Below are 26,721 nucleotides of genomic sequence, written 5' to 3' on the forward strand. Positions count from 1 at the left end.
GTGTTCAGGCTTGCGAGGCAGCCGCCACCGCGGCCGCCACGGCCGGCCCCACGCGCGGGTCGAGCGCGCTGGGCACGATGTAGTCGACCGACAGATCGTCACCGACGACCGAGAAGATGGCTTCTGCGGCAGCCACTTTCATGGCCTCGGTGATCCGGCGGGCACCGGCGTCCAGGGCGCCACGGAACACGCCCGGGAACGCCAGCACGTTGTTGATCTGGTTCGGGAAGTCGCTGCGACCGGTCGCCACCACCGCGGCGTACTTGCGCGCGACATCCGGGTGGATCTCCGGGTCCGGGTTGGACAGGGCGAACACGATGCTGTTGGGCGCCATCTCGGCGATGAATTCCTCGGGCACCAGGCCGGCCGAGACGCCGAGGAAGACGTCGGCGCCGTCGAGCGCCTCGGCGATGCCACCGGTGACGCCACGGGGGTTGGTGCGGCCGGCGAGTTCGGCCTTGAAGGAGTTCAGGTCGTTACGACCGGAGTGCACGACACCCTTGCTGTCGAGGACGATGATGTCGCGAATGCCGCTGGCCAGCATGATGTTGGTGCAGGCCACACCGGCCGCACCGGCGCCGGAGACCACGACCTTGAGGTTGTGCATGTCGCGCTCGAGCACCTTGGTGGCGCCCAGCAGCGCGGCGAGGACCACGATGGCGGTGCCGTGCTGGTCGTCATGCATGACGGGGCAGTCCAGCGCCTCGATGACGCCGCGCTCGATCTCGAAACATCGCGGCGCGGAGATGTCCTCCAGGTTGACGGCGCCGAACGTCGGACGCAGCCGGATCAGGGTCTCGACGATCTCGTCGGGGTCCTTGGTGTCCAGCACGATCGGGATGGAGTCGAGGCCGCCGAAGGTCTTGAACAGGGCGCTCTTGCCCTCCATGACCGGCAGCGAGGCCGCCGGGCCGATATCGCCGAGGCCCAGCACGGCGCTGCCGTCGCTGACGACCGCGACCAGGCGGTTGGCCCAGGTGTACTTCTTGGCCAGGGTCGCGTCGGCCGCGATGGCACGGCTGACCTGCGCGACGCCGGGGGTGTAGGCGATCGACAACGCACGCTGGGTATCCAGCGGCTCGTTGAGGGCTACGGAGAGCTTGCCCCCTTCGTGGGCGGCGAAAATTTCCGCATCATCGATGACCACCTGGGGTGTGCGCACAGCACCTGACTTATCTGACACCGCGTCAGGCTACTTCACACAAAAGCTACCCGCCGGTTACGCGTAGCATTTGCCACTGGCCTATTGGTTCAGAAAGTCCGCCCCACGGGAGGTCAGCCGCATGCCCTCGTTCCGCGCACTCCAGCCCTCGAACTTCCGGCAGGCCCCGAAAAAGCCACCTAGCGGCCCCGATGCCAGCTCCATCCACGTGCCGGTCGCCCGCGCCACGGTGGACTGCGGCGTCTACTCCATGGGCTCACGGCTCCCCGGCAAATACACCCACGGCGCCGCGGTGTCCAAGGTGCGCGAACTGCGCGCGGCCGGGGCGGAGGCGTTTGTGTGGATCGGGCTGCATGAGCCGGACCAGCACCAGATGCAGGCCGTCGCCGACGTCTTCGGGCTGCACGAACTGGCTGTTGAGGACGCGGTCTGCGCCCATCAGCGCCCCAAGCTGGAACGGTACGACCAGACGCTGTTCCTGGTGCTCAAGACCGTCAGCTACGTCGAGCACGAGTCGGTGGCCAACGCCCGCGAGATCGTCGAGACCGGCGAGATCATGGTGTTCGTCGGGCCCGACTTCGTCGTCACCGTGCGGCACGGCGAGCACAGCGGACTGGCCGGTGTGCGGCACCGGCTCGACGAGTCGCCCACCATCCTCACGCTGGGGCCGTACGCGGTGATGCACGCCATCGCCGACCATGTGGTGGACAGCTACCTCGAAGTCACCGCGCTGGTCGAGACCGACATCGACACCATCGAACAGAGCGTCTTCTCCTCACACACCCAGACCGACATCGAGAGCATCTACCTGCTCAAGCGCGAAGTGGTCGAGCTGCGGCACTCGGTGAATCCGCTGACGATGGCGCTGCAGCGACTGCTGTCCGACCACAACGACCTGATCTCCAAAGAAGTCCGCCGTTACATCCGCGACGTCCACGACCACAACAGCCAGGCCGCCGATCAGATCACCGGGTTCGACGACATGCTGAGCTCACTGGTGCAGGCCGCGCTCGGCAAGGTCGGGATGGAACAGAACGCGGACATGCGCAAAATCTCGGCGTGGGTCGCCATCGCCGCGATGCCCACGATGATCGCCGGCATCTACGGCATGAACTTCGACAACATGCCCGAACTACATTGGCATTACGGCTATTTCGCCGTGCTGACGGTGATGGTGCTGGTGTGCACGGCGTTGTACCGGACGTTCCGCCACAACCACTGGCTGTAATTCAGCTCGGGCGATGAGCGCGCGCCGTAGCCGCTGACGGCAATTCGCTTGGCACGCAGGGCCCGGGTTGGCTGATGTTGCCGTCCGGCCCAAAACCGATCTCGGATCGATTTTTCCTTGACGGCGACGATCGCCGACACCTAAACTCAATATCGAATCGAGTTTTGGTTTTACGAGCGGGCGGCCAGGAGGCAGCGAGAAATGACCAACCCACAGAGTGTCGACCGTGACGTCGACGTGGTCGTCGTAGGCGCCGGGCTGTCCGGCCTCACCGCGGCGTATCGGCTTTCCCAACAAGGACTTTCGGTAGTGGTACTCGAAGCCGGTGATCGGGTGGGCGGCCGGACCGTCAATGTCGACGTCGGCAACGGCGCCGTCACCGATGGTGGCGGTCAATGGATCGGCGCCCTGCACACGCGGATGTACGCGCTGATCGAAGAGCTGGGACTGTCGACCTTCCAGACGTACACCGCGGGAAACACCATCTACCTGCAGCACGGGAAGCGTCGCACCTACACGGGCACCATCCCGCCGCTGGGCCCCCTCGCCCTGCTCGACTTCGCGCAGGCCCAGTTCCGGCTGGAACGAATGGCCAAGCGGGTGCCCGCCAAGACACCGTGGACGGCGAAGAAGGCCGGCGCCTGGGACAGTACGACGCTCGGCCACTGGCTGGACACGAACTGCCTCGTCGACGAGGCACGACACCTGTTCACCACCTGCTTCACCATGATGTATGCCGAAGACCCGCACCGGGTCTCACTGCTCAAGGTGCTGCACCAGATCGCCACCTCGGGCGGAATCAGCTTCATGGTCAACACCCGAGACGGTGCACAGGACTCCCGGGTGGTCGGTGGCATGCAGCTGGTGTCCACGACGCTCGCCGACCGGCTGGATGACCGGGTGCTGCTGGACTCTCCCGTCACCGAGATTCACCAGCTCGACCACGAGGTGCTGGTCCGGTCGGCGCGTGCGGACGTGCGCTGTCGGCGCGTCATCGTGGCCATGAGCCCGGCCGACGCGGGCCGGATTCGTGTCACTCCCGAACTGCCGGTGCGTCGCTCGGCCCTGCAGCGGGCCTGGCACAACGGCACCGAAACCAAGGTGTTCGCGGTCTACGACAAGCCGTTCTGGCGCAAGCAGGGCTTCAACGGATCGGCCCTCACCGACCTGCCGATCGCGCATTTCGTGGTCGACAACTCCCCGGCGGACGGCAGTGTGGGCGTCTTGCTGGTCTTCGTCGGCACGGCAGGCGCAGGTCCGGGCTTCACCTGGACCGACGAGGTACTCAACGATCCCGCGGCGCGCCACGCGGCATTCGTGCGCGACCTGGTCACGCTGTTCGGCCCCGAAGCGGCGAATCCCGTTGAAGTGGTGGAGAAGTCCTGGGTCGACGAACCGTGGATCAACGGTTGTGTCGGCACGCGCGCACCGGGGGTGCTGACGGGATACACCGACGCCGCGACCGTCCCGGTGGATCGGCTGCACTGGGCCGGCACCGAGACCGCGCCCGAGTTCGAGAGCTACCTCGAAGGAGCGGTACGCGCGGCCGAACGCGCCGTGGCCGAGGTTCGCACCGCGCTGAGTGACACCGTCCTCTAGCAAAACGGACCGCCGGTGACAACCGTTCGGGCATGATCTTCCAATGAAAATTGGGCGCAGCTCCACCGTAGTCGCGTTGGTCGTTGCCAGTGGTGTGCTCACCGGCATCACCGCACCCGCCGCCCACGCCAATGGCGCGGACGCCGTGATCAGAGACCTCGAGGCCGAGGGCTACACCGTCAGGATCAACTGGCTCAACGGCAACAAGCCGGTGCTCCTGCCCCGCTGCACCGTGGTCCGCGTCAACAACCCGTCCTCCGACGAACCGGCCGAGGGTGACGTCGTGTGGGCCGACGTCACCTGTCCGAACAACACGTCCTAGGCCCGAGGTTCGGCGGCCCGGCGTCGCTGATCGAGGACGTCGACGCCGTCCTGCTGCCACGCATCCCGCATGGCGGCGGCGCCTTTGAGCCGCACCCAGGCGGCCTCGGTCGCGGTGATCGGTGTGGCGCTGAGGATCCGCACCGGCTGGTACGGCTCAGGCAGCTCGACGTCACCGATCTCGCTGACGCCCAACAGGAATGCGGTGAACGCCGCCCCCTGCCAGACCGGCTGCTGCAGATCGATCAGCGCATCCGGTTCCAGGATCAGGCCTTCGACGGCCGGTGCCGACGCCAACACCGCGATCGAGCGAGCCAGCGCCGTCGGGGTCGGACCGCGCAGGGACAGCACCGCCTCCGCCCGCGGGCCGCTGATCCCGTCGGCCACCATGTCCATCGGGTCCGTCATGGGGTAGCGCGAACAGCCCAGGGACGCATAGTGATACACGTCCCCGTCGGTCGGCCCGTAACGCAGTACCTCGATGGGGTCGGCACCGAGGAACGTGACGCTGGCGCCCACCGGATCGGCGGTGCTGCCGCGATCGGCGAAATGCGTTGTCAGACGGGCACGAACCGCGCCGAGGACGTCGGTCACTGCGGCAACGACAGGTTGCGGCCCGTGGCCGGGTCGAACAGCGTCAGCTTGGAGGTGTCCAGGGCCAGCTCGATCCGGCTGCCCGCCGTCGCGGGCGACTTGGCCGAAACCCGTGCCACATAGGTGTTTTCGCTCGATCCGGCGTCCGCGGTGTCGTCGGCCAGCTGTTCCAACTGGGCGGCCTGGGCGCCGGCGCCTTCGAGCCGGAAGTGCACGTACTTGTCCGCACCGAGCGATTCCACCAGCTCGGCGTCGACCTCGAAGGTCAGCGACTGGATGCGCGCGTAGGCGTCGATCACCGAGGCGTCGTCGAACTGTTCGGGGCGCACGCCCGCGATCAGGTCGGCCGACGGCCGCTGCCGCTCCAGCGCCGCGCGCGCGTCGTCGCTCAAGGTGACCTCGCCGAAGGGCAGCTGCACGCCGACGTCGGTCCGCGTGGCCGGGAAGAAGTTCATCGACGGGGAGCCGATGAAGCCGGCGACGAACAGGTTCGCGGGCTCGTTGTACAGCTCATCGGGGGTGCCGACCTGTTGTGCGACACCGCCGCTCATCACCACCACCCGGTCCCCCAGCGTCATCGCCTCGGTCTGGTCGTGCGTGACGTAGACGGTGGTGGTGCCGAGGCGGGCCTGCAGCCGGGCGATCTCGGTGCGCATCTGCACCCGCAGCTTGGCGTCCAGGTTGGACAGCGGCTCGTCCATCAGGAAGGCCTTGGGGCTGCGCACGATGGCGCGTCCCATCGCCACGCGCTGACGCTGGCCACCGGAAAGCTGGGCGGGCTTGCGGTCCAGAAGTGCGGTCAGGTCAAGGATTTTCGCGGTCTCCTCGACCTTGGCCGCGATCTCGGCCTTCGGCAGCTTCGCGAGGGTGAGCGGGAACGCGATGTTCTGCCGCACCGTCATGTGCGGGTAGAGCGCGTAGGACTGGAACACCATCGCGATGTCCCGGTCCCGGGGCTCCTTCTCGTTGACCCGCTCGCCACCGATGCGCAGTTCGCCGGAGCTGATGTCCTCGAGCCCGGCAATCATGTTGAGCGTGGTCGACTTTCCGCACCCCGACGGCCCGACGAGGATCAGGAACTCACCGTCGGCGATGGTCAGCGACAGGTCCTGCACCGCGGTCGCCCCGCCGGTGTAACTCTTGGTGACGTGGTCCAAAACTATTTCGGCCATGAACTACCCCTTCACCGCACCGGACGTCAGGCCCGCGACGATCCGTCGTTGGAAGATCAGAACAAAGATGATGATCGGCACCGTGATGACCATCGCCCCGGCGGCGATGGAACCGGTCGGCTCCTCGAATTGCGAACTGCCCGTGAAGTTCGCGATTGCCACGGGCGCGGTGATGGCCCGCTGCGTGGCGGTCAGCGACAACGCCAGCAGCAGGTCGTTCCAGGCGAAGATGAACACCAGGATCGCCGCGGTGACGATGCCGGGCGCCGCCAGCGGCGCGATGACCTTCCGGAAGGCCTGCCCCGGCGTGGCACCGTCCATCTTGGCGGCCTTCTCCAAATCCCAAGGGATTTCCCGGAAGAACGCCGACAGGGTGTAGATCGCCAGCGGCAGCGCGAAGGTGATGTACGGCAGGATCAGGCCCGGCCAGGTGTCGAACAGCCCGACGGTGCGCTCGATGTTGAACAGCGGTGTCACCAGGGAGATCTGGGGGAACATCGAGATCAGCAACGCCAGGCCGACCAGCAGCCGCTTGCCCGGAAAGTCCAGGCGCGCCACGGCGTAGGCGGCCATGCCGCCGATCGTCACCGCGATGGCGGTGGTGATGAGCCCGATACCGATCGAGTTGAACAATGCCGAGCCGAAGGCGCCGCCGGTGAAGATGCCCTTGTAGTTGTCGAAGGTGATCTGACGCGGAATCAGGTTGCCGTCCTTGACCGATGACGTCGGCTTGAGGGACAGCGAAAAGATCCAGAGCACCGGCAGCAGCGCGTAGATGACCACCAGGACGTTGACCACGCCCCAGCCGGCCAGCCGGCCGCCACTTCTCTGCCCGCTCATCGCCCCACCCATTTTCACCGCACCTCGGCCTGCGCACCGGGCGCCGCAGCACCGAAGATCTTGATGTAAATGAAGGCGATGATCGCGACGGTCGCGAAGATCAGCACGCTGATCGCCGAGCCGAGCCCGATGTTGAACGCCTTGAACAGGTTGTCGTAACCCAGGATCGACACCGAACCGGTGTTGTTGGTGCCGCCGGTGAGCACATAGATGTTGTCGAAGATCCGGAACGCGTCCAGCGTGCGGAACAACAGGGCCACCAGGATGGCCGGTTTCATCAGCGGCAGAGTCACTTTGGCGAACCGCTGCCAGCGGCTCGCGCCGTCCATCTCGGCGGCGTCGAGCAGTTCCCGGGGCACCAGCACCAGCCCGGCCAACAGCAGCAGCGACATGAACGGCGTCGTCTTCCACACCTCGGCGAGCACCACGATGGCCAGCGACGGCAACTGTTCGGTCAGCGGCGCGGTGCCCGTAGGCAGCAGGTTCGCGAGGTATCCGGTGCCCGGCGTCCACGCGTAATACCAACTGTAGGAAGCGGCCACGGTTACGATGCCGTACGGAATGAGGATGGCCGTGCGCACGACGGCACTGCCGAACATGGTCCGGTGCATCACCACCGCCAGCGCCATCCCGAGCACGAACTCGATGGCCACCGATACCACCGTGATGCCGAGGGTGACCACGAACGCCGTCCACCAGTAGTGGTCGGTGAGGATCGTCGTGTAGTTGTCCAGCCCCACGAAGCGGGTCTCCGCCGGCGCCGCGAGGTTGTCCCGGTGCAGGCTCAGCCACACCGCATAGGCGACCGGATACGCGGCCACCGCCACCATCACCAGCACGGCGGGGGCGATCAGGAGGTAGGCGAGCCGGCGCTCGGGGTTGGCTGCCGCGTTCGCAACTCCGGTGTCGCTCACGGGATCAGCCCCTTGCCGTCGATCGCCTGTTGCACCTCGGACGCCAGCTTGTCGGCGGTGCGCTCCGGGTCGATCTTGGTGACCGGGGCCAGCGTCGCCGAAATCCGCGTCGACACCGCCTGATACTGCGGCGTGGCCGGCCGGACCGCGGCGTCGGCGAGCTGGCGGCGGATCACCGCGTACTGCGGGTACTTGGCCTGGAACTTGGCATCGTCATACAGCGACGCGCGGACCGCGGGCAGCCCGCCCTCCACCGACGTGAACTGCTGGTTGGTCGCGCTGCGCATGCAGCGGATGGCCTCGAAGGCCTCGGCCTTGTGCGTACTGGTCTTGCTCACCGCAAGATTCAGGCCACCGATGGTGACCTTGGCCGGCACCCCGGGCTGCACCGACGGGTAATCCGCGAAGCCGAACACCTTCTTGCTCTGGTCGTAGGCGGTGGCGAACTGCGCATCGTCGGGTGCGAAGGTGCCGACATCGTTGATGGCGCCCTTGAGCTCCGCGTGCTGATCGAGCGGCAGGAACGGCACGCCGCCCTTGACCGCGTTCTCCAGCAGCGACGGCAGCACGAACGGCCAGTTCACCTCGAGCGCGGCCTTGCCCTGCTCGAGAGCGAGCCGCGCCGTCCCCTCGTCGGTCTGGGTGATCGACGGGTCGGCGCCGGGTGCGGTGGCCACCGACTTGATGACTTGCAGGGCCTTGACCGTCGCGGCGCGGTGCTCAGGGGTGTCGGTCAAGGTGACGGTCTTGCCGTCGTCGGACAGCACGCTGCCGCCGGCACTGGTCAGCAGGGTGTTGAACCAGACCACCAGGCCCTCGTACTGCTTGGCCTGCACGGCAATCCAGCTGGGTCCGCCGGCGGCGTGCAGCCGCGTCGCCTGCGCCACCATGTCGTCCCAGGTGGCCGGCGCTTCGGGCATCAGATCGGCCCGGTACCAGAGCATTTGGGTGTTGGTCGTGATGGGCGCGGCGAACAGCCGGCCCTGCCACTGCGCGGTCTTCAGCGGTCCGGGCAAGGTGTCGTCGGCAGCGTCGGCTTCCGCTTTTCCGGCCGGGTCGTCGGAAAGCGGCACGGCCCAGCCGGCCTCGGCGAACTCGGCGGTCCACACGACGTCCAGGCCCATGATGTCGAGGGTCTTGTCGTTGCCGGTCAGCCGGCGCGCCAGTTGCAGCCGCTGATCGTCGGCGCCCTTGGGCAGACTGACCTGCTTGATGCTGAAGCGGCCGCCGAGTTCGGCGTTGCACCGCCTGGCGAGGGCCGAGAACGTCGCCTTCTCATTCGCCGACGTGTAGACGCTGACGACGGTGCCGCCCCCACCGGAACCGCAGGCGGAGACCAACGTGGCGGCCGTGCACGCCGCCGCACCCGCTGCCAGCGCAGCCCGCAGCTTTCCCGCGCGCACCACGGACGCCTCCTGTCTCACGGGAACCTCCCGCGCGCAAACCGTAGAGCGCCGCGGGTGTGCCGTGCAACATATCGCCGCTCAGTGGCGGATATGGCGACCGAGGCCCGAAGGCCCTAGAGCGACAGGCGGCCCAGCAGGTCGCGGCCCTGTTCGGCGCACACCGGATCGCACAGCACGTCGTAGCGGCCCGCGACGAGTTGCATGGTGGAGCTGAAATCCCTTGTGCCGCGGGACATCGCGTACTGCACGCCCGAGGTGATCAAGCCGAAGAAGATGCCGGCGATCAGGCCGGTGAGCAGCGAGCCCCACGCGTTCGTGCCGAAAAGCCCGAGCACCAGGCCGATGAACAGACCCAGCCACGCCCCGGTCAGGATGCCGCCGGCGAGCACCCGCGGCCAGGTGAGCCGCCCGGTGACGCGCTCCACCTGCATCAGGTCGACACCCACGATGGTCACGTGCTGCACCGGAAACTCTTGATCCGACAGGTAATCGACGGCGCGCTGCGCCTCGGCATAGGTCGGGTACGAACCGATGGGCCAGCCCTTGGGCGGGGTCGGCAATCCGGGCTGACCACCCGGGCCCGGGGTCCGGTCAGGCTGCAGCGGATTCGTCATGCCCCTGGTCTCCTGTCACTCGCCGCGGAACGCACTTCGGCTACCACGATGCCATGAACTCGTGCGCTAGGTTGGTCGGCATGACAAGTCCGGGCGGGCAGTCGGGCCAACCCTCCTGGGATCCGTCGAGACCGGCCGGATCCGTGCCGCCGCCGACCGGCACCGATGCCGAAGCGACCAGCGACTACCCGGTGTACGAGTACCCGGCGATCGAAGAGCCGGGGCCCACTTCCGCGCCCTGGCAGCAGGGTCCGCCCGCGCCCGCGCCACAGGTCCCACCGCAGCCACCGACGGGTCCGTTTCCGGTGCCTCCCGGGCCGCCGTCCATGCCTCCCGGCCCGCCGCCGGGGTTCTACGGTGCGCCGCCTGCCGGGCCGTACGGCCCGCCGCCGGGCGCGGCACCGCCGGGATACCTGCCACCGGCCGGATACCTGCCGCCCCCGCTGTACTCGTCGTATCCGGCGCCGAAGTCGAACGACGGCATGGCCATCGGGTCGCTGGTGTCGTCGCTGGTCGCCTTGCCGCTCTACTTCATCTGCTTCGTATTCGGCCCGGTCGGTTCTGTACTGGGCATCGTGCTGGGCACCGTGGCCTTGGCACAGGCGAAAGGCCGGCCGCGCACCAGCGGCAGAACCATGGCCATCGCGGGCATCGTCATCGGTGCCGTCACGCTCGTCGTCGGCCTGGTCGGCTTCCTGCTGTTGGTCGACTGGGCCTCACGCCAAGAACCGACCTTGTGATCGGCGCCCGCGTGAACCGGCTGGCGGTCGGCTCGATCGTGTGCGCGCTGACCGGCGTGGTGTTCGGCCCCCTGGCGCTCATCGGCGTCGGGCTCGGCGTGGTGGCCTACGAGCGCATCCCCGGCAGCGGCACCCGCGGGAGCCTGCTGGCCCTGACCGGCATCGGGTGCGGCGCGCTGGCGTTCCTGCTCAACCTGTTCCTGGTCGTCCGGGTCCTCGGCGGCTAGCCGGCGCGCTCACGCCGGCGGCGTGAACCGCTCACCGGTGCGCGTCATCCCGGCGGCCCGGCCCTTGCCCGCGATCACCAGCGCCATCTTGCGGCTGGCCTCGTCGATCATCTCGTCGCCCAGCAGCACGGCGCCGCGGGCACCGCCCGCCTGCGAGGTGTGCCATTCGTACGCCTCGAGAATCAGCTCGGCATGGTCGTAGTCGGCCTGCCGCGGACTGAAGATCTCGTTTCCGGCGGCGATCTGGTCGGGGTGCAGCACCCACTTGCCGTCGTACCCCAGCGCCGCGGTCTGCCCCGCGACGCGCGTGAACGCCTCGGTGTCCTTCACCTTGAAATACGGGCCGTCGATCGCGTTGATGCCGTGGGCCCGCGCCGCCACCAGGATCGTCATCAACACGTGGTGATAGGCATCGCCGACGCCGTAACCGACGGGCTGCTCGCCGACGACGAGGGTGCGCATGTTGAGGCTCGCCATCAGATCGCCCGGCCCGAAGATCAGTGCCTGCACCCGCGGCCCGCCGGCGATGGCGTGGGCGTTCACGAGCCCCTTGGCGTCTTCGATCTGCGCCTCGATGCCGATGCCCCCGACCGGCAGCCCGAGCGTGCGCTCCAGTTGGGTCAGCAACAGATCGAGCGCCTGCACGTGCGAGACGTCGCTGACCTTCGGCAGCACGATGATGTCCAGCACGCCGCCGCCGTGCGCCACCGCGGTGACGACCTCGATCACGTCTGCATACGTCCATGGCGTGGTCCAGTCGTTGACCCGGAGGCCGCGCAGCTGGCCCGCCCAGCCCGGCTCGCACAACGCCTGCGCCACCCGGGTCCGCGCCGCGGCCTTGGCGTCCGCAGCCACCGCGTCCTCGAGGTCGAGGAACACCTGATCGGCAGGCAGCGTCTTGGCCTTGGCGATCATCTTGTCGCTACTACCCGGAACGGACAGGCAGGTACGGCGGGGCCGATACAGGTTCTCCACGACCCCACTCTCTACCCTGTGGAGCATGGTGGCGGTCAACAGGGTCTACGTGGCCAGACTCGCTGGACTGGTCGTGCTGGGCCCCGACGGCGAGTCGGTCGGCCGGGTCCGCGACGTGGTCGTGAGCATGGGCATCGTCCGCCAGCAGCCGCGGGTGCTCGGCCTCGTCGTGGAATTGACCACGCGCCGAAGGATTTTCGTCCCGATCCTGCGGGTGACGTCCATCGAGCACAACTCGGTCACCCTCACGGGGGCGACGATCTCGCTGCGCCGGTTCGAGCAGCGCCCCGGCGAGGCCCTGGTCCTCGGGCAGATTCTGGACACCCGCGTCCGCGTCACCGACCCGGAGCTCCAACAGCTCGCCGGCGTCGACGTCGTCGTGGTCGACCTCGCGATCGAGCAGGCCCGGTCGCGCGACTGGCTGGTCACCCGTGTCGCCGTGCGCCACCGCCGCCTGGGCCGGCGCACCACGGTGCACGTTGTCGACTGGAAGAACGTCACGGGGCTGACGCCGTCGGCGCTCGCGCTGCCGGGACAGGGCGTGGCGCAGCTGCTGGAGCAGTTCGAGGGGCAGCGCCCCGTCGAGGTCGCCGACGCCCTGCGCGACCTGCCGGCCAAACGCCGTCACGAAGTCGTCAAGGCCCTCGACGACGACCGCCTGGCCGACATCCTGCAGGAGCTCTCCGAACCCGAACAGGCCGAGCTGCTCAACCAGCTGGGCACCGAGCGCGCCGCGGACGTGCTGGAGGAGATGGACCCCGACGACGCCGCCGACCTCCTCGGTGAGCTCGACGCCACCCGGGCAGCCGTACTGCTGGACCGCATGGACCCCGAGGACTCCGAGCCCGTCCGCCGACTGCTGCAGCACTCCCCCGACACCGCGGGTGGTCTGATGACCCCCGAGCCCGTCGTGCTCACCCCGGATACCACCGTCGCCGAGGCACTGGCCCGCGTCCGCGACCCCGAGCTGACGCCGGCACTGGCGTCGCTGACGTTCGTCACCCGGCCACCGACCGCGACACCGACCGGCCACTACCTGGGCTGTGTGCACACCCAGCGGCTGCTGCGCGAACCGCCGGCCAGCCAGGTCGGCGGCATCATCGACAGCGACCTGCCGGTGCTGTCCCCGACCAGCTCACTGGCCGAGGTCACGCGCTACTTCGCCGCGTACAACCTGGTGTCCGCGCCGGTGGTCGACGACGAGAACCACCTGTTGGGCGCCGTCACCGTCGACGACCTGCTCGACCACCTGCTGCCGTCGGGCTGGCGCAGCGCGGACGAACCGGGGCCGGACTCGACGCAGGCCATCACTGACAACATCTCGGGAGCCGGCCGGTGAGCGAGCCTTCGGCGCGGCAGCGCCTGGACATCCCGCGCACGTCCCGTTTCCGGCTGACGCCGCGGGTCGACGTCGAGGCCGTCGGCCAGTTCAGTGAGTCGATCGCCCGGTTCCTGGGCACGGGCAAATATCTGCTGATCCAGACGGTGATCGTGGTCATCTGGATCGCCTTCAACCTGATCGCGATCAGCCTGCAATTCGACCCGTATCCGTTCATCCTGCTGAACCTGGCGTTCTCGACCCAGGCGGCGTACGCCGCGCCGCTGATCCTGCTGGCGCAGAACCGCCAGGAGAACCGGGACCGCGTGTCGCTCGAAGAGGACCGCAGGCGCGCGGCCCAGACCAAGGCCGACACCGAATTCCTGGCCCGCGAACTGGCCGCGCTGCGACTGGCCGTGGGCGAGGTGGCGACCCGCGACTACCTCCGCCGCGAACTCGAAGAGCTGCGGGCGTTGATTGCTCAGCAGAACGGTGGCAAGGGCGGATCCGGCAAACGCAAGACCGGAAAATCCCGGCCGCCGGTCGAGGACGACGACGCTTTCGGCGGCCCCGCGGCCGAGTCCGCCGACTCCGCCACCGCGGCCGAATGAGAGATTCCACTCTGCGGAATCAATAGGCCGACAACCGACCGCGGAGTAGGTATGGTGACTTGGATCACAACACAGGTCACCGGGGTCACTCCGGTATTCCACTTTCATAGGATGGCTTAGTGCACAACGGGGGCGACACCGCTGATTTCGCGGACGACGCTGCGCCTACTACCGAATCACACGCACTTTCCGGCGAATCCGGGCTGGTTGACGACGCCATCGAGGATTACGACGCCGCCGTCGGTGACGACACCGACGCCGTTGCTGAACCCGCACCCGGCCGTCGCCGGCAGATCGCCAAGGCGCTGCGCCGGCCGCTGGCCGGTGTCGCCGTCGTCGCGCCGCTGGTCCTGATGCTTGCCGTCGGTGGTTCGGCGCCGACTCGGCAAACAACCGCGCACAACAGCGCCACCACGGGCGTCACGCCGCTGGCGGCCGTCACCCCCACCACGCCCGGCCCCCGCAACCGGGCCGGTATGACGGTCGTCGCGTCCGATCAGATGCCCCGCGCGCTGCACATGGACCCCACCACCGCCCTGTCACCGCCGCCGGCGTCGCTGGTGATGGCGCCCGGCGGTCTGCGCATCCCGCCGGTCGTCCTCAACGCCTACCGCACCGCCGAGAAGATCATGGCGACCAACGCACCGGGCTGCGGGATCAGCTGGAACCTGCTGGCCGGTATCGGCCGCATCGAGTCGGGCCACGCCAACAGCGGCGCCACCGACGCGCGGGGCACCGCGCTCACCCCGATCCTGGGGCCCGTCCTCGACGGCACGCTGGCCGGCAACGAGGTCATCGTGCAGAGCATCTCGGCCGGACGCGTGACCTATGCCCGGGCGCTGGGGCCCATGCAGTTCCTGCCCGGCACGTGGGCCCGGTACGCCGCGGACGCTGTCGGCGACGGCAAGCCCGACGTGCAGAACGTCTACGACGCCTCCCTGGCCGCGGCCCGCTACCTGTGCAGCGGCGGGCTGAACCTGCGTGATCCGTCCCAGGTGCTGACCGCGATCCTGCGCTACAACAACTCGATGCCCTACGCCCAGAACGTGCTCGGCTGGGCCAAGGCCTACGTCACCGGCATCGCGCCGGTCGACCTGCCGCCGATCGTCGGCCCGCCGCCCGCCATCGGCGACCAGCACCTGGACAACCCCGAGGGACTCGGGCCGGGGCTGCCGATCAACGCGATGGGACTGCCGTCCGACGACCCGCTGGCGATGACGCCCGCGCTGCAGATGGGCCGCATGGGTCCGCTGCCCGGGCCGGCCGAACCGAAACAGAACTGCGCGGTCTTCTGCCTGCAGGGCGGCCCCTCGCCGAGCGCCGTGCCCGTCCCCGCCCCGGATGCCCCGGCGCTGGACGCCCCGGCGCCGAACCCGTTCGGGCTGCCGCCGTTCCAGTTGCCGCCGGCCCCGCTCGCGCCCGCACCCGCGCCCGTCGCGCCGCTGCCTCCGGGTCCCATCCCGATCACCGCGGTCGGCGTCGGCACCCCGGCCGCCGGCCCGGTCGGCGCCGCACCGGGACCCGCGCCCGGCCCGGCAGCGGTCCCGGCAGTGCCGGCTCCCGCCGGCCCGTTGCCCGCGGAAGCCATGGGTCCGCCGCCGCCCGCCTTCCCGGGCCTACCCTGACCAGCTGCCGGTGCGCTGACCGGCAGTTATAAACTCGCGAGTAATGTCTGCTGAGCTGAAAGCCGCTGTGCGCGCCGCACTGGGCAAAGTCATCGATCCTGAACTGCGCCGTCCGATCACCGAGGTCGGGATGGTCAAGGACGTGACGGTCGAGTCCGACGGCGCGGTGCACGTCGAGATTTACCTGACCACGTCGGCCTGCCCGAAGAAGACCGAGATCAGCGATCGGGTCACCGCGGCCGTCACCGACGTGCCGGGCACCGGGGCCGTCAAGGTGACCCTCGATGTGATGAACGACGAGCAGCGCGCCGAACTGCGCAAGCTGCTGCGCGGCGACGACAAAGAGCCGGTCATCCCGTTCGCCCAGCCCGGCTCGTTGACCCGGGTGTACGCGGTGGCGTCGGGCAAGGGAGGCGTCGGCAAGTCCAGCGTGACGGTGAACCTGGCCGCCGCGCTGGCCGCCAGGGGCCTGTCAGTCGGCCTCCTCGACGCCGACATCTACGGCCACTCGGTGCCCCGGATGATGGGTGTGCAGGATCGTCCCACCCAGGTGGATTCGATGATCCTGCCGCCGGTTTCGCACGATGTGAAGGTCATCTCCATCGCGATGTTCACCCAGGGCAACACCCCGGTGGTGTGGCGCGGGCCGATGCTGCACCGCGCGCTGCAGCAGTTCCTGGCCGACGTGTACTGGGGCGACCTCGACGTCCTGCTGCTCGACCTGCCGCCCGGCACGGGCGACATCGCCATCTCGGTGGCGCAATTGATCCCCGGCGCCGAGATCCTCGTCGTCACCACACCGCAGATGGCCGCCGCCGAGGTCGCCGAGCGCGCCGGCGCCATCGCGGTCCAGACCCGTCAGCGCATCGTCGGCGTGGTCGAGAACATGTCCGGACTGACCCTGCCCGACGGCACCACGATGCAGCTGTTCGGCGCGGGCGGCGGCGCGCAGGTCGCCGAAAGCCTCACGCGCACAGTCGGTGCCGAGGTTCCGCTGTTGGGCCAGGTCCCGCTGGACCCGCAGCTCGTGAGCGCCGGCGACACCGGTGTGCCCCTGGTGCTGTCCGATCCCGACTCGGCTGCCGGAAAAGCACTGCGCGGTGTCGCCGACAAATTGTCCAGCCGCAAGCGCGGACTGGCGGGCATGTCGCTCGGGCTCGACCCGGCCGGGCGCTGACCCCTCCCTCGTCCGACAGGAAACCTCAAGTGACACATATCCATACGCGCAGCGGCGCACAGAACGTCGGCCTGCTGAGCGTGGCGGCCTACCGCCCGGGCCGCGTCGTCACCAACGACGAGATCTGTCAGACCATCGAGTCGTCGGACGAGTGGATCTACTCCCGCACCGGTATCAAGAACCGGCGATTCGCCGGTGCCGACGAGTCCGCGGTCACGATGGCGTGCGAGGCCGGGCGCCGGGCCTGTGCCGCGGCGGAGCTGTCCGGCTCGGACATCGACGCCGTCATCGTGGCCACCAGCACCAACTTCCGCAACACCCCGCCGTGCGGTCCCCAGGTCGCCACAGAGATTGGCGCACAGGGCATTCCGGCGTTCGACATCGCCGCGGGCTGTGCGGGATTCGGTTACTCGCTGGGCGTGGCCGCCGACATGATCCGATCCGGTAGCGCGGGCCGCATCCTCGTGGTGGGCTCGGAGAAGCTGTCCGACGCCATCGACATGACCGACCGCAGCAATGCCTTCATCTTCGCCGACGGCGCCGCCGCGGTGGTCGTCGGACCGACCGAGGAGCAGGGCATCGGGCCGACCGTCGCCGGCAGCGACGGCGAGCAGTCCAGTGCCATCGTGCAGGACCTCAGCTGGATCGACTACACCGAGAACCCCTCCGGCCCAAGGCCTTTCCTGCGCATGGAGGGCCAGACCGTCTTCCGATGGGCGGCCTTCCAGATGGTCGACGTCGGCAAGCGCGCCATCGCTGCTGCCGGCCTGACGGTCGACGACATCGACGTGTTCATCCCCCATCAGGCCAACGGCCGGATCAACGAGCTGCTCACCAAGGGGCTCGGACTCAGCCCGGAAACCGTTGTCGCCCAAGATATCCAGGATGCCGGCAACACGTCGGCCGCCTCGATTCCGCTCGCGATGTACACCCTGCTGGACACCGGTGAGGCAAAGCCGGGCAGCGTTGCGCTACTGCTGGGGTACGGCGCGGGCCTGGCATACGCCGCCCAGGTGATCCGGCTCCCCGGGTAGCACTCAGCCCGCCACGGCGGCCAGTTTGCGCTTCTCCTCGTAGAACCGCGCGCGCTCGTCGAGCATGCCCAGGAACCCGATCAGTTCCTCGCGCGCTCGCTCACCGACCGGTCCGAAATCGCCCCGCTCGAAGACGTTCCAGAAGCGCAGCACCGGCACCAGCACGTCGTCGTGGTGGATGCGCAGGTCGTAGATGCCGGCCTTGGCGATGGTGAGCGCGTTCTTCGCGAAGTCGGCCATGCCCAGACCCGGCATGGCGAAGTTGATGACCTCGTCGCGGATGGCGACCATCGCGTCGTCCGGGGCGATGTCGAGCGCCGCGGCCATCAGGTTGCGGTAGAAGACCATGTGCAGGTTCTCGTCGGCCGCGATCCGGGCCAGGAGCTGGTCGGCCAGTGGGCATCCCGAGGCCCGGCCGGTGTTGCGGTGCGAGACGCGGGTGGCCAACTCCTGGAACGACACATAGGCCAGCACCGACAACGCGCTGCGGTCCCCCGCGTCATAGCCGGCGACGGTGTGCTCCATGCGAAGCCGTTCCAGGGCAACGGGATCGACGCCGCGGGTGACCACCAGGTAGTCCCGCAGCGCGATGCTGTGGCGGCCCTCCTCGGCCGTCCACTGCCCGATCCAGGTGCCCCATGCCCCGTCACGGGAGAAACGGGTGGCGATCTCGCGGTGGTACGACGGCAGGTTGTCCTCGGTCAGCAGGTTGACGGTCAGGGCCGTCTTGGCGACCGGGTCGAGCGGCGAGTCCTCCGGCTGCCAGTCTTCGCCACCGAGGAACGCGAAGTCCCGCCCGCGGCTCCACGGGACGTAGTCGTGCGGGAACCATTCCCGCGACATCTCGAGGTGCCGGTCGAGGTTCTGCGCGACGACGGGCTCCAGTTCGTACAGCACGGCGGCCTGGGTATCCATGGGTCATTCCCTTCATCGGTGGTCGGCGTCAGGTCCACACCCTCTCGAACCTACGGTACCGTAACCTACGGTAGCGTAGGTTAGCGTTCGATGACCAGACGGTGACGACCACTTCATGAAAAAAGCCCGGCCTGTGGCATGACCACAGACCGGGCTTTGCCCGGGTAACCCCGAGAAACCCGTCAGCCCCGCAGTGCCGACACGAAGATCGCGGGCAGTTTGGCCCAGCTCGGCTTGCCGGCGAACGCGGTGAGGAGCCGGCCGGTCGAAGCGGCCGTACGGTTGTTGACGAACCACGGCGGCTTCGGCGAGATCGACAGCTCGCCGCCGATCAGCGAGCGCGGCGACGGGCGGAACGGCCCCCGCACCACGGTGCGCTCGGGCTTCTCGATCAGGAAACCGTTGTGCACCACACCGATTCCGCTCTGCACGTCATCGAGCGTGTGCCCGGGGAAGGCGCCCCAGGTGGCGTGCGGCGTCAGGTAACCGACGCCGGTCCAGGCGTTCACCGCGATGGTGCCGTAGTGCAGCGCCTCGATCATGGCGTCGAAGGCCTTTTCCAGCGCCTTGATGGTGGCGGGCGCCGCGACGATGTTGACGCCCAGCGTGCCGACGAAGTCCTCGTTGGCCAGGCGGGTGGCCTCGCGGAGGAACTCGACGCCGTCGCTGTCGAGGTCGACGACGCCGTACACCGGCGAGAAGTACTCGGTGCCCAGCAGCGCGGTGCGGTCCTCGGGGTCCACCACCAGCACGCGGTCACCGAGGCGCTGGGCTTTCGGGTAGGCGGCCTCGGCGCTGGCGACGCGCGCATCGGAGCCCGGGTAGTAGGCGGCGCGGTTGGGCGCGGCGGCGATGGCCTTGGTCAGGGCCGCGACGAACTCGTCGCGCTGCGCCCACTTCGAGGACAGCACCACGACCTGCGACGCCACGCAGTTGTAGCCGTTGTTGTGCAGCCGCTGGGTGGCGATGTGGTTGGCCTGGAACGCGATATCGGCCTTGCTCCACTTGCCGGGCACCACGATGGTCGGCGACACCCCGCCGAGCTCGCTGGTGATGTCCTTGTGGAGGATCGGCTCGCCCGCGGCCTTGCGCCGGGCACCCTCTTCGCCGACGCCGAAGACAATGGCGTCGTGCGTCAGGGCACTGCCCGTCATGTGCACGTGGTCGACCGCGTCGTGCTGCACCAGGTAGGTGCCGACGTCGGCGCCCCCGGTGAGAATCCGCACCGCGCCGAGCTCGATGAACGGCGCCAGCACCTTGGTCAGCACCGGCAGGATCGGATCGGTGACCGGGTTGAGCTTGAGCGCCACCACGCGGTTGTTGGCGATCAGCTCGTAGACGGTGTCGAGCGGGGCGATCGACGTGATGTTTCCGGCGCCGAGCACGACGCCGATTCCGTTGGTCTTACCGGGATCCCGCTGCGCCAGACCGGCGGTCCGTAGCGCCTCGTCGCGACTGACACCCGGCTGCAGCCACACCTCGGCACTGAATCCGGACAGCAGGAGCTTGTCGAAGACGTTGAGCGGCAACACGTTCACGGTCGTCCGGCCCGCTGCGGTGCTGAAGTCGGCCCCGTCCAGCGGGCTCTTGCCGGCCTCCAACTTGGCCAGGCTCGCGGACAGTGCGGCCGCCCCGGCCGCCAGCGGGTACGGGCCGGAAATCCACTCCTCACCGACCAGCGGCGACTCCGGATTCAGTTGCTTGATCCGGATCGCGGCCTCGACCCACTCGGCGCCGTGCTGCACCGCCAACTGCTGCACGTCGTCGAGAATCTCCCGCCGGCGCGCCAGAGGCGTTGCCGCCCAAGCCTTCTCGCCTTCGGCGAGCTCATTCAGCGCCTGATCCACCAGGGCCGTGTACGCGATGTCCGTCATATGCTGAATTCTCCCGGTGGTGCGGTCGGTATGGGCCGGAATCAGCCGGCGTGTGCTTCGAATTCCAGCAGCGCGTCGCTGTGGTTGTGCTCGTACGGCTTGGGGCCCTGCCCGAGTGCCCGCTTGGCCAGCAGCGCCTGATACTGCTCGAAGGGCGTGGTCCGGCCCCACTTCGCGCGGGCCTCGGCCGGCGTGTAGGTGACGGGGTTCTGGGCCGGGATCTTCATCAGCGTCGGGCCGACGATCGGCGTGGTGTGCGGGGTGGTGAAGTCCAGGATCGCCAGTTCCAGGCGCGGGATGCCCGCGACCGCCCGCAGCAGTGGCCGCGCGATGAGCTTGGCGATGACGTCGTCGGAGTAGTTCTGCGGGATGCCGCCGAGGGTGCGCATCCACTTCGGCATGGTCGCGATGATGGCCCGGCGCATCGGCCAGTTGAACACGCGGCGCATCCAGCTCGGCACCCGCTCGGGCAGGATGTGATAGCCCAGGTCGACGAGGTAGTTCATCATGTTCTGGGCCACCTCGGAGCCGGCCATCTGCGGCCGGTACTGCTCGAAGTACTGCTGGATGCCCTCGCGCGTGCGCGGCACGTCGTCGGGGTTGATGGTCTGGAATTCCGCGGCCCGCGCGCACTCTTCCCAGTACTGCAGTTCCTCGGCCTCGGTCAGCTTGCCCGGCCCGAACATCTCATAGGTGTAGAGGATCGAGTGCCACGCGGTCAGGTGGATCCACAGCTGCGAGTACGGGTCGTTGGCGTCGAACGGCTTGCCGGTGATCGGCTCGGTGCCGATGGCCTTGCCGTGGATCTTGACCAGAATCTCCGAGGCATCCAGGACCGCCTCGGCGTCACCGAACGCCACCAGGGCGAAGTACTGCATGGTGCGGTCGTAGCGCAGCCGGGTGCGGGCGTACACCTGACCACTGGCATCGACCGCCGCGGCGAGGTACGGGTCGAGGTGCTCGATGGTCACGGCGCGGGCGAAGCCCAGCAGCAACGAGGTCGGGTAGCTCCACACCCGCCAGGTGACCGAGTCGGGTCCGAAGAATCCGTAGTCGACCGCGGGCGTCAGTTTCGTGTCCGCAACCGGCAGACCGGCGACCCGGCGAAAAGTGGCGACAGCATCCATCGTCGTTCCCCTTTGAACATGAAGGCGCCCACCGGCGCGGTTTCGTAAATGGTACGGCACGTACCACTAGATAGCCAGAGTCCCACTGATTGGCTGCATCAGGTAACTCCCGGGCAGGTACATGAGGTAAACAAGGAGCCATGGCGGATGCCACCACCGGTCGCTGGGCCGGCCAACGCGAGCGCAGGCGCGCTGAGTTCATCGACGCTGCCCTCGTCGTGATCGAGCAACACGGGCCCCAGACCTCGACCGAGCAGATCGCCGCCCACGTCGGCGTCAGCCGGACCAAGCTCTATCGGCACTTCGTCGACGCCGCGGACCTGCAACGCGAGGTCGCGCACCGGACCAGCGAGATGATCACCGCCGAACTCGCGCCGGTGTGGCGGCCCGAGGGCAGCATGGCGCAGATCGTCAGGGCCGGCGTGAGCGCGCACGTCCACTTCCTGACGCAACACCCGAACCTGTACCGGTACCTGCAGCGATGCTCCATCGATGAGGGCTTCAACGCGTTCGCCGACATCAAGATCACCATCGCCAACCTGCTGACCGCGGTCCTCAAGGTGTACGTGGCCGCCTTCGATGTGAAGGCTGATGCCGAGCGGTTGTCGTATGGCATCGTCGGCCTCGTCGAGACCGCCGCGGGGCACTGGCTCGAACAACCGCTGCGCGACACCCAGGACGCGCTGGTCGACGACCTGACCCGCTGGATCTGGTTGATGCTCGACGACTCACTGCGCGCGGGCGGCGTCTACGTCGCCGCGGACGAAATCCTGCCGCCGGCAGCAGAGATCGCCGAGAACGCCGATCGCTACCGCGACCCGGCCCGCCTGCAGGCCCTGAATCTCTAGCGGCGTCAGGTCGCGTCGGGGTCGAACTGCGGCGTCTGCGACTGCGGGGCCGCCCCCGGAGCGCCCGGTGTGGGCGGGATGCCGTTGACCTCGGGCGTGGTCAGCGGCTTGGTCTGGTCCGGCGGCGCGGGAGTGTCGAAGGCGCTGGTGAGGAACGAGTCGTCACCGTCGAGCAGATGCTTGGTCAGCGCCGCGCGCGGTGTCATGCCGCGCAGTTTCTGCAGCTCACTGAGGGGCTGGCGCAGGTCCTCGAACTCCGGCCCGAGATCCTGACGCAGCTGACTGGTCGCACCGCTGAGGTACTCGCGCACCTGTTTGAGGCTGCCGGCCGTCCACCGGATGGCGCCGGGCAACCGCTCCGGGCCCAGGATCACGAGGCCCGCGATGACCAGCACGAGCATCTCGCCCCATCCGATGTTGCCGAACATCAGCTGGCCGGGGTGTCTGCGTTGGGAACGACGGTGAGCGTCACGTGCCGGCCGTCGCGGATCACCTCGATGGGCGCGGGCTGACCGATCTGCAGCTGACGCACCGCGACCACGAACTCGTCGGCGTCGGCGACCTTGCGGTTGCCGACCTTGACCACGACATCGTTCTCGAGGATGCCGCCCTTCTCCGCGGGGCTGCCGGCGACGACGTTCACGACCTGGGCGCCCGAGGCGACCTTGTCGCTGGCCGACTTGGCGTTGAGGCCCAGCGTCGGGTGGAAGATCTTGCCGTCCTTGATCAGCACCTCGACGGTGGCCTTGACCTCGTTCACGGGGATGGCGAAGCCCAGACCACTTGCGCTGTCGGACAACGACTTTCCGGCCGTGTTGATCCCGATGACCTCGGAGTTCATGTTGATCAGCGGGCCACCCGAGTTGCCGTGGTTGATCGAGGCGTCGGTCTGGATGCCATCGATGACGGTGTCGGTGTCGGAGCCTTCACCGGACAGCGGCACCGGACGGTGCAGCGCGCTGATGATGCCGTGCGTGACGGTGCTGCGCAGACCCAGCGGGGCGCCGGCCGCGATGACCTCGTCGCCGACCTTGACCTTCTCGGCGTCACCGAACTTCGCCACGGTCAGGTTGTCGACGTTGTCGACCTTCAGCACCGCGAGGTCGGTCTTGGGATCCCGGCCGACGAGGTTCGCCGGCACCTGCTTGCCGTCGTTGAACACCACGGAGATGTGGTACTGGCTGGGGTTCTTGGCCGCGTCGGAGATGACGTGGTTGTTGGTGACGACGTAGCCGCGGCCGTCGACCACGACGCCGGAGCCCTGCGATCCGTCGGTGTCGCCCATCGCCTCGATGGTGACCACCGAATCCGCCACGGCGGCAGCGACTTTCGCGAACCGGCCCTCGGGCAGGTCGCCGCCGTCACTGGTCTTCAAGGTGACCTTGGATGTGGTGAAGGCCTCGACCACCTCGGCGGTCTTGCGCCCGACGACACCGCCGAGCACGCCGATGACCAACGCCAGCAGGGCCAGCACCGCAAGCGCCGTCATGGAGACCTTGCGGCCGAACAGCACGTCACGCACACCGAGCTTGCCGACAGGAGCGGCGACCACCACCGGCGGCGGCGGGGGCAGTGCCGGGGTGCCGAGCGACGGCGCGGCCGACGGATCCCGCCACGGGTCGGCAACAGCGTCGTCGTCGTCGTCCTGGGCCTCGGCCTCCAGCGCGCCGGCGTCGGCGGGGTGGCGCTGCAGGGAATCGACGCCTCCGGCGGGCCGGCCGAAGGCTTCGGCGAGCACGGGATCGGGCGCCTGGTTGGTCGGGGTGTACTCGCCCTGGTTACGAATCTGATCCTCGGCGAGGAAGGAACCGGTGAAGCCCTCTGGCCGGCCGAACGCGCGCTGCGACGCCGGGTCCACCGGGGTACGCGTCACCGGACGCGGAGCCAGACGGGGGCGATCTCCGGACATGTCCTGATTCGTCACCGGTTTCCACTCCCCATCTGCTGGCTCTATCCGCACGACCCGCATTGACGGGCGTCTCGGTCACTCAAAAATTCAGGGTCAACCCTACCGGCGCCGACGACGTTCCCGCGGCGGCCGATCGGCAAAGTCCTGGTCATCGATTCCGGATGTCTGTATTTCCGCGAACTGCATCGATGTGTCGTTGGGGATGTTCGCCAACGCACCCAGCAACGCAGTGGGCGCGATGATCGGGCACGAATCGCGCAATGCGCTCCGGGCCTGGCCCTGGGCATCGACCTCGGCGGCGCAATCCGGGCACTGAGACAGGTGGTGGGCGGCGCGCAGATGCGCACCCATCTGCAGCTCACCATCGACGAAAGCGGCGATGGCCTCGATCGACAGGTGCTCCGTCGACCCGAAGCGGCGTGGGCCGACGGGTCCGTCAGTCTGGGAGGCGAACTGCGCGGGTAGCCAGGAGAACGCACGACGGAACAACTGTCCCCGGTCGACCATCACCGAGCTCCTCTCCGCGCCACGCCTTCGTCCGTGTTGCCGTTACTACTGAATGTAGCGCGACAACCTGGGACGGATACGTCACAACGCTCAGGCGGACTTGGCGGAGATGGCCGCGGCCGCCTCGGAGTAGTCACCCGGATGACTGGCGAGGTACTCGCGCAGCGCCTGCCGGCCCCGGTGGATACGGCTGCGCACGGTGCCGAGCTTGACGTCGAGCGTCGCGCCGATCTCCTCGTACGACAGACCCTCGATGTCACACAGCACCACGGCGGCGCGGAACTCCGGCGGCAGCGAGTCGAGCGCGGCCTGAAGGTCCGGTCCCAGCCGCGAGTCGTGGTACAGCTCCTCGGGGTTCGGGTCATCGGCGGGCACGCGGTCGTAGTCCTCGGGCAGCGCCTCCATACGGATGCGGGTGCGGCGGCGGACCATGTCCAGGAACAGGTTGGTCGTGATGCGGTGCAGCCAGCCTTCGAAGGTGCCGGGCTGGTAGTTCTGCACCGAGCGGAACACCCGGATGAACGTCTCCTGAGTGAGGTCCTCGGCGTCCTGCGGGTTACCCGACAGGCGGTAGGCCAGCCGGTACACCCGGTCGGCGTGCTGGCGGACCAGCTCGTCCCAGGACGGCATGGTGGCCACATCACCGGTGGCATCGAAGACGGCGGTGCCCGTCAATTCGTCGCTGACTTCAGCCCAATCCACTTCGGCTTCGGCGACCGGGACATGGGACATGTGGGTCGGGGCGAGCTTTGTGGGGGCCGGCATGGCGGTCGTGGCAATCTCCAGTTCCGTAGTTTCCGCGTCGTTGGCACATGACGCATCAGCAGAAACCGGTACCTGGAGTCCGATATTCCCGATCCCGCGGATGTCCGGCGACTGCCGGACTCCGGAATCGGCTTGCAGATCGTTCACACTCGCGTGCATGGCGATTACGGTTCCCCACCCTGGTGAGGTTGATGTATGAGCAAACTGAACTTTTCCTGAGAAACCCCGCGTCGGCTCCATGACCTGCGAATACCCGTTATATGTTCGCCAAAACTTAACCTTGCGCCTCGGGCGTGGCGCGTCGCCGCTCAGGATTGCTCCGCCGCCGCCCGAGAGCGCGGCCGTATTGCGCGTGTACTGAGCGGCGGCACGCTGGGCGTTCGTTACGCTGCGCACATGTCCAGCACCGATGACCCGACGGTTTCGGCCGGTAGCAACCAGCCTGACCCGGCGCAGCCGGCCCCGGCGGCACCCGCGCAGGCACCGGCCCAGCCCATCGCTGCTGCCGCTCCCAAAGCGAGCACGGCCGAGGCCATCGTCAAGCACGCCGAGCGGTCCATCACCGAAGAACCCATCACCGCCGCGGCCCGGGAGCGGGCCGAGGAGAGTGGGGCCAACCCCGTCACCCCGGCGGTCGGCGCACTGCTGAGCGTGCTGGCGAAGATCGCGTCGGCCAAGGCCGTCGTCGAGGTCGGCACCGGGGCCGGCGTCAGCGGACTGTGGCTGCTGTCCGGCATGCGCGAAGACGGCGTGCTGACCACCATCGACATCGAGCCCGAGCATCAGCGGCTGGCCAAGCAGGCGTTCGTCGCCGCGGGTGTCGGGCCGTCGCGGACCCGGCTGATCGTGGGCCGCGCGCAGGAAGTGCTCACCCGGCTGGCCGACGAGTCCTACGACCTGGTGTTCATCGACGGCGAGCCCGTCGACCAGCCGCAGTTCGTCACCGAGGGCGTCCGCCTGCTGCGACCGGGCGGCGTGATCGTGGTGCACCGCGCCGCGCTCGGCGGCCGTGCCGGCGACGCCGCCGCCAACGACCGCGACGTGACGGCCGTGCGGGAGGCCACCCGCGCCATCGCCGAGGACGAGCGGCTGACCCCGGTCCTGGTTCCTCTGGGCGACGGGCTCCTGGCCGCCGTCCGCGACTAGTGTCCTGCGCCGTAAATTAGTTGATTAATTGTAGAATTGGCGGGTGGGAACCAGGGGTAGGCCGGTAGTCGAG

At 68.4% G+C, this 26,721-nt stretch carries 27 protein-coding genes; 12 read left to right on the forward strand and 15 right to left on the reverse strand.

Annotated features, from left to right (window positions below):
- Nucleotides 1-4: 4 nt before the first annotated feature.
- Complete coding sequence (locus ACJH7A_RS09465; RefSeq protein WP_406801842.1) at nt 5-1,147, reverse strand: NADP-dependent malic enzyme; 1,143 nt, start codon at nt 1,145-1,147, stop codon at nt 5-7.
- A gap of 136 nt (nt 1,148-1,283) precedes the next feature.
- Between ACJH7A_RS09465 and corA the strand changes: the two genes are divergently transcribed.
- The 3 genes from corA (at nt 1,284) to ACJH7A_RS09480 (ending at nt 4,311) form a co-directional block, all read left to right on the forward strand.
- The gene (gene corA, locus ACJH7A_RS09470; protein ID WP_406801835.1) at nt 1,284-2,390 is read left to right on the forward strand and encodes a magnesium/cobalt transporter CorA; all 1,107 of its coding nucleotides are present in this window, start codon (nt 1,284-1,286) and stop codon (nt 2,388-2,390) included.
- 201 nt (nt 2,391-2,591) lie between these two features.
- Nucleotides 2,592-3,989 (forward strand): NAD(P)/FAD-dependent oxidoreductase, encoded by a 1,398-nt coding sequence (locus ACJH7A_RS09475; protein ID WP_346416936.1) that lies wholly within the window; start codon nt 2,592-2,594, stop codon nt 3,987-3,989.
- A 43-nt stretch (nt 3,990-4,032) separates the two neighbouring features.
- Entirely contained in the window at nt 4,033-4,311 is a 279-nt protein-coding gene (locus ACJH7A_RS09480) for a hypothetical protein (protein ID WP_318986183.1), read from the forward strand.
- Here ACJH7A_RS09480 and ACJH7A_RS09485 read toward each other — a convergent pair.
- The 6 genes from ACJH7A_RS09485 to ACJH7A_RS09510 form a co-directional block, all read right to left on the reverse strand.
- Nucleotides 4,308-4,904, reverse strand: a complete 597-nt coding sequence (locus ACJH7A_RS09485) for a suppressor of fused domain protein (RefSeq protein WP_318986184.1) — start codon at nt 4,902-4,904, stop codon at nt 4,308-4,310. The genes ACJH7A_RS09480 and ACJH7A_RS09485 overlap by 4 nt on opposite strands.
- A complete protein-coding gene (locus ACJH7A_RS09490; RefSeq protein ID WP_406775620.1) occupies nt 4,901-6,076 on the reverse strand; it encodes an ABC transporter ATP-binding protein in 1,176 nt (391 codons plus the stop codon). Before ACJH7A_RS09490 ends, ACJH7A_RS09485 begins: the two co-directional genes overlap by 4 nt.
- Nucleotides 6,077-6,079: 3 nt before the next feature.
- A complete protein-coding gene (locus ACJH7A_RS09495) occupies nt 6,080-6,916 on the reverse strand; it encodes a carbohydrate ABC transporter permease (protein ID WP_346416938.1) in 837 nt (278 codons plus the stop codon).
- Between the two features lie 14 nt (nt 6,917-6,930).
- A complete protein-coding gene (locus ACJH7A_RS09500; protein ID WP_406801836.1) occupies nt 6,931-7,830 on the reverse strand; it encodes a carbohydrate ABC transporter permease in 900 nt (299 codons plus the stop codon).
- A complete protein-coding gene (locus ACJH7A_RS09505) occupies nt 7,827-9,236 on the reverse strand; it encodes an ABC transporter substrate-binding protein (protein WP_212814934.1) in 1,410 nt (469 codons plus the stop codon). The genes ACJH7A_RS09500 and ACJH7A_RS09505 overlap by 4 nt, the downstream gene beginning before the upstream one ends.
- A gap of 113 nt (nt 9,237-9,349) precedes the next feature.
- Nucleotides 9,350-9,850 carry a general stress protein gene (locus tag ACJH7A_RS09510; protein ID WP_212812619.1) on the reverse strand — a complete coding sequence of 167 codons (501 nt, stop codon included), beginning with the start codon at nt 9,848-9,850 and terminating at the stop codon, nt 9,350-9,352.
- 80 nt (nt 9,851-9,930) lie between these two features.
- Here ACJH7A_RS09510 and ACJH7A_RS09515 point away from each other — a divergent pair, with 80 nt between their 5' ends.
- Together ACJH7A_RS09515 and ACJH7A_RS09520 are read left to right on the forward strand one after the other, a co-directional pair.
- On the forward strand, nt 9,931-10,590 hold the full coding sequence (locus tag ACJH7A_RS09515) for a DUF4190 domain-containing protein (protein WP_212812620.1): 660 nt from the start codon (nt 9,931-9,933) through the stop codon (nt 10,588-10,590).
- On the forward strand, nt 10,587-10,817 hold the full coding sequence (locus ACJH7A_RS09520; RefSeq protein ID WP_212812621.1) for a DUF4190 domain-containing protein: 231 nt from the start codon (nt 10,587-10,589) through the stop codon (nt 10,815-10,817). The genes ACJH7A_RS09515 and ACJH7A_RS09520 overlap by 4 nt, the downstream gene beginning before the upstream one ends.
- Before the next feature lie 9 nt (nt 10,818-10,826).
- On the opposite strand, the gene ACJH7A_RS09525 is transcribed toward ACJH7A_RS09520, so the two are convergent.
- Entirely contained in the window at nt 10,827-11,792 is a 966-nt protein-coding gene (locus ACJH7A_RS09525; protein WP_212812622.1) for a CoA ester lyase, read from the reverse strand.
- Nucleotides 11,793-11,817: 25 nt separating this feature from the next.
- Here ACJH7A_RS09525 and ACJH7A_RS09530 point away from each other — a divergent pair, with 25 nt between their 5' ends.
- The 5 genes from ACJH7A_RS09530 to ACJH7A_RS09550 all read left to right on the forward strand — a co-directional run bounded on the left by ACJH7A_RS09530 (nt 11,818) and on the right by ACJH7A_RS09550 (nt 17,557).
- Nucleotides 11,818-13,131 (forward strand): magnesium transporter MgtE N-terminal domain-containing protein, encoded by a 1,314-nt coding sequence (locus ACJH7A_RS09530; RefSeq protein ID WP_212812623.1) that lies wholly within the window; start codon nt 11,818-11,820, stop codon nt 13,129-13,131.
- Nucleotides 13,128-13,721 (forward strand): DUF1003 domain-containing protein, encoded by a 594-nt coding sequence (locus ACJH7A_RS09535; RefSeq protein WP_212812624.1) that lies wholly within the window; start codon nt 13,128-13,130, stop codon nt 13,719-13,721. The genes ACJH7A_RS09530 and ACJH7A_RS09535 overlap by 4 nt, the downstream gene beginning before the upstream one ends.
- A gap of 119 nt (nt 13,722-13,840) precedes the next feature.
- Nucleotides 13,841-15,346: a lytic transglycosylase domain-containing protein gene (locus ACJH7A_RS09540; protein ID WP_406801837.1), complete on the forward strand. Its 1,506-nt coding sequence runs from the start codon at nt 13,841-13,843 to the stop codon at nt 15,344-15,346.
- A 43-nt stretch (nt 15,347-15,389) separates the two neighbouring features.
- On the forward strand, nt 15,390-16,523 hold the full coding sequence (locus tag ACJH7A_RS09545) for an Mrp/NBP35 family ATP-binding protein (RefSeq protein ID WP_406801838.1): 1,134 nt from the start codon (nt 15,390-15,392) through the stop codon (nt 16,521-16,523).
- Between the two features lie 29 nt (nt 16,524-16,552).
- Complete coding sequence (locus ACJH7A_RS09550) at nt 16,553-17,557, forward strand: beta-ketoacyl-ACP synthase III (RefSeq protein WP_212812625.1); 1,005 nt, start codon at nt 16,553-16,555, stop codon at nt 17,555-17,557.
- Nucleotides 17,558-17,560: 3 nt separating this feature from the next.
- On the opposite strand, the gene ACJH7A_RS09555 is transcribed toward ACJH7A_RS09550, so the two are convergent.
- The 3 genes from ACJH7A_RS09555 to ACJH7A_RS09565 form a co-directional block, all read right to left on the reverse strand.
- Nucleotides 17,561-18,472, reverse strand: coding sequence for an acyl-ACP desaturase (locus tag ACJH7A_RS09555; RefSeq protein ID WP_406801839.1), 912 nt, complete (start codon nt 18,470-18,472; stop codon nt 17,561-17,563).
- A gap of 182 nt (nt 18,473-18,654) precedes the next feature.
- Nucleotides 18,655-20,346, reverse strand: coding sequence for an aldehyde dehydrogenase family protein (locus ACJH7A_RS09560; protein ID WP_406775612.1), 1,692 nt, complete (start codon nt 20,344-20,346; stop codon nt 18,655-18,657).
- 41 nt (nt 20,347-20,387) lie between these two features.
- Complete coding sequence (locus tag ACJH7A_RS09565) at nt 20,388-21,473, reverse strand: oxygenase MpaB family protein (protein ID WP_212812628.1); 1,086 nt, start codon at nt 21,471-21,473, stop codon at nt 20,388-20,390.
- Between the two features lie 140 nt (nt 21,474-21,613).
- On the opposite strand from ACJH7A_RS09565, the gene ACJH7A_RS09570 reads away from it, so the two are divergent.
- Nucleotides 21,614-22,321 carry a TetR/AcrR family transcriptional regulator gene (locus ACJH7A_RS09570; RefSeq protein ID WP_212812629.1) on the forward strand — a complete coding sequence of 236 codons (708 nt, stop codon included), beginning with the start codon at nt 21,614-21,616 and terminating at the stop codon, nt 22,319-22,321.
- A gap of 5 nt (nt 22,322-22,326) precedes the next feature.
- Here the strand turns inward: ACJH7A_RS09570 and tatB are convergent, their stop codons facing one another.
- From tatB to sigE, 4 genes are all read right to left on the reverse strand, one after another.
- Entirely contained in the window at nt 22,327-22,749 is a 423-nt protein-coding gene (tatB, locus tag ACJH7A_RS09575; protein WP_406775611.1) for a Sec-independent protein translocase protein TatB, read from the reverse strand.
- On the reverse strand, nt 22,749-24,245 hold the full coding sequence (locus ACJH7A_RS09580) for a S1C family serine protease (RefSeq protein WP_305798724.1): 1,497 nt from the start codon (nt 24,243-24,245) through the stop codon (nt 22,749-22,751). The genes tatB and ACJH7A_RS09580 overlap by 1 nt, the downstream gene beginning before the upstream one ends.
- 84 nt (nt 24,246-24,329) lie before the next feature.
- Nucleotides 24,330-24,737 (reverse strand): anti-sigma E factor RseA, encoded by a 408-nt coding sequence (gene rseA, locus ACJH7A_RS09585; RefSeq protein WP_212812631.1) that lies wholly within the window; start codon nt 24,735-24,737, stop codon nt 24,330-24,332.
- A 90-nt stretch (nt 24,738-24,827) separates the two neighbouring features.
- On the reverse strand, nt 24,828-25,661 hold the full coding sequence (sigE, locus tag ACJH7A_RS09590; RefSeq protein WP_212812632.1) for an RNA polymerase sigma factor SigE: 834 nt from the start codon (nt 25,659-25,661) through the stop codon (nt 24,828-24,830).
- A 237-nt stretch (nt 25,662-25,898) separates the two neighbouring features.
- On the opposite strand from sigE, the gene ACJH7A_RS09595 reads away from it, so the two are divergent.
- Nucleotides 25,899-26,648, forward strand: coding sequence for an O-methyltransferase (locus ACJH7A_RS09595; protein ID WP_244872643.1), 750 nt, complete (start codon nt 25,899-25,901; stop codon nt 26,646-26,648).
- Nucleotides 26,649-26,721 lie beyond the last annotated feature (73 nt).

It is taken from the genome of Mycobacterium sp. SMC-17 (genome assembly GCF_045310915.1).
Classification (GTDB): domain Bacteria; phylum Actinomycetota; class Actinomycetes; order Mycobacteriales; family Mycobacteriaceae; genus Mycobacterium.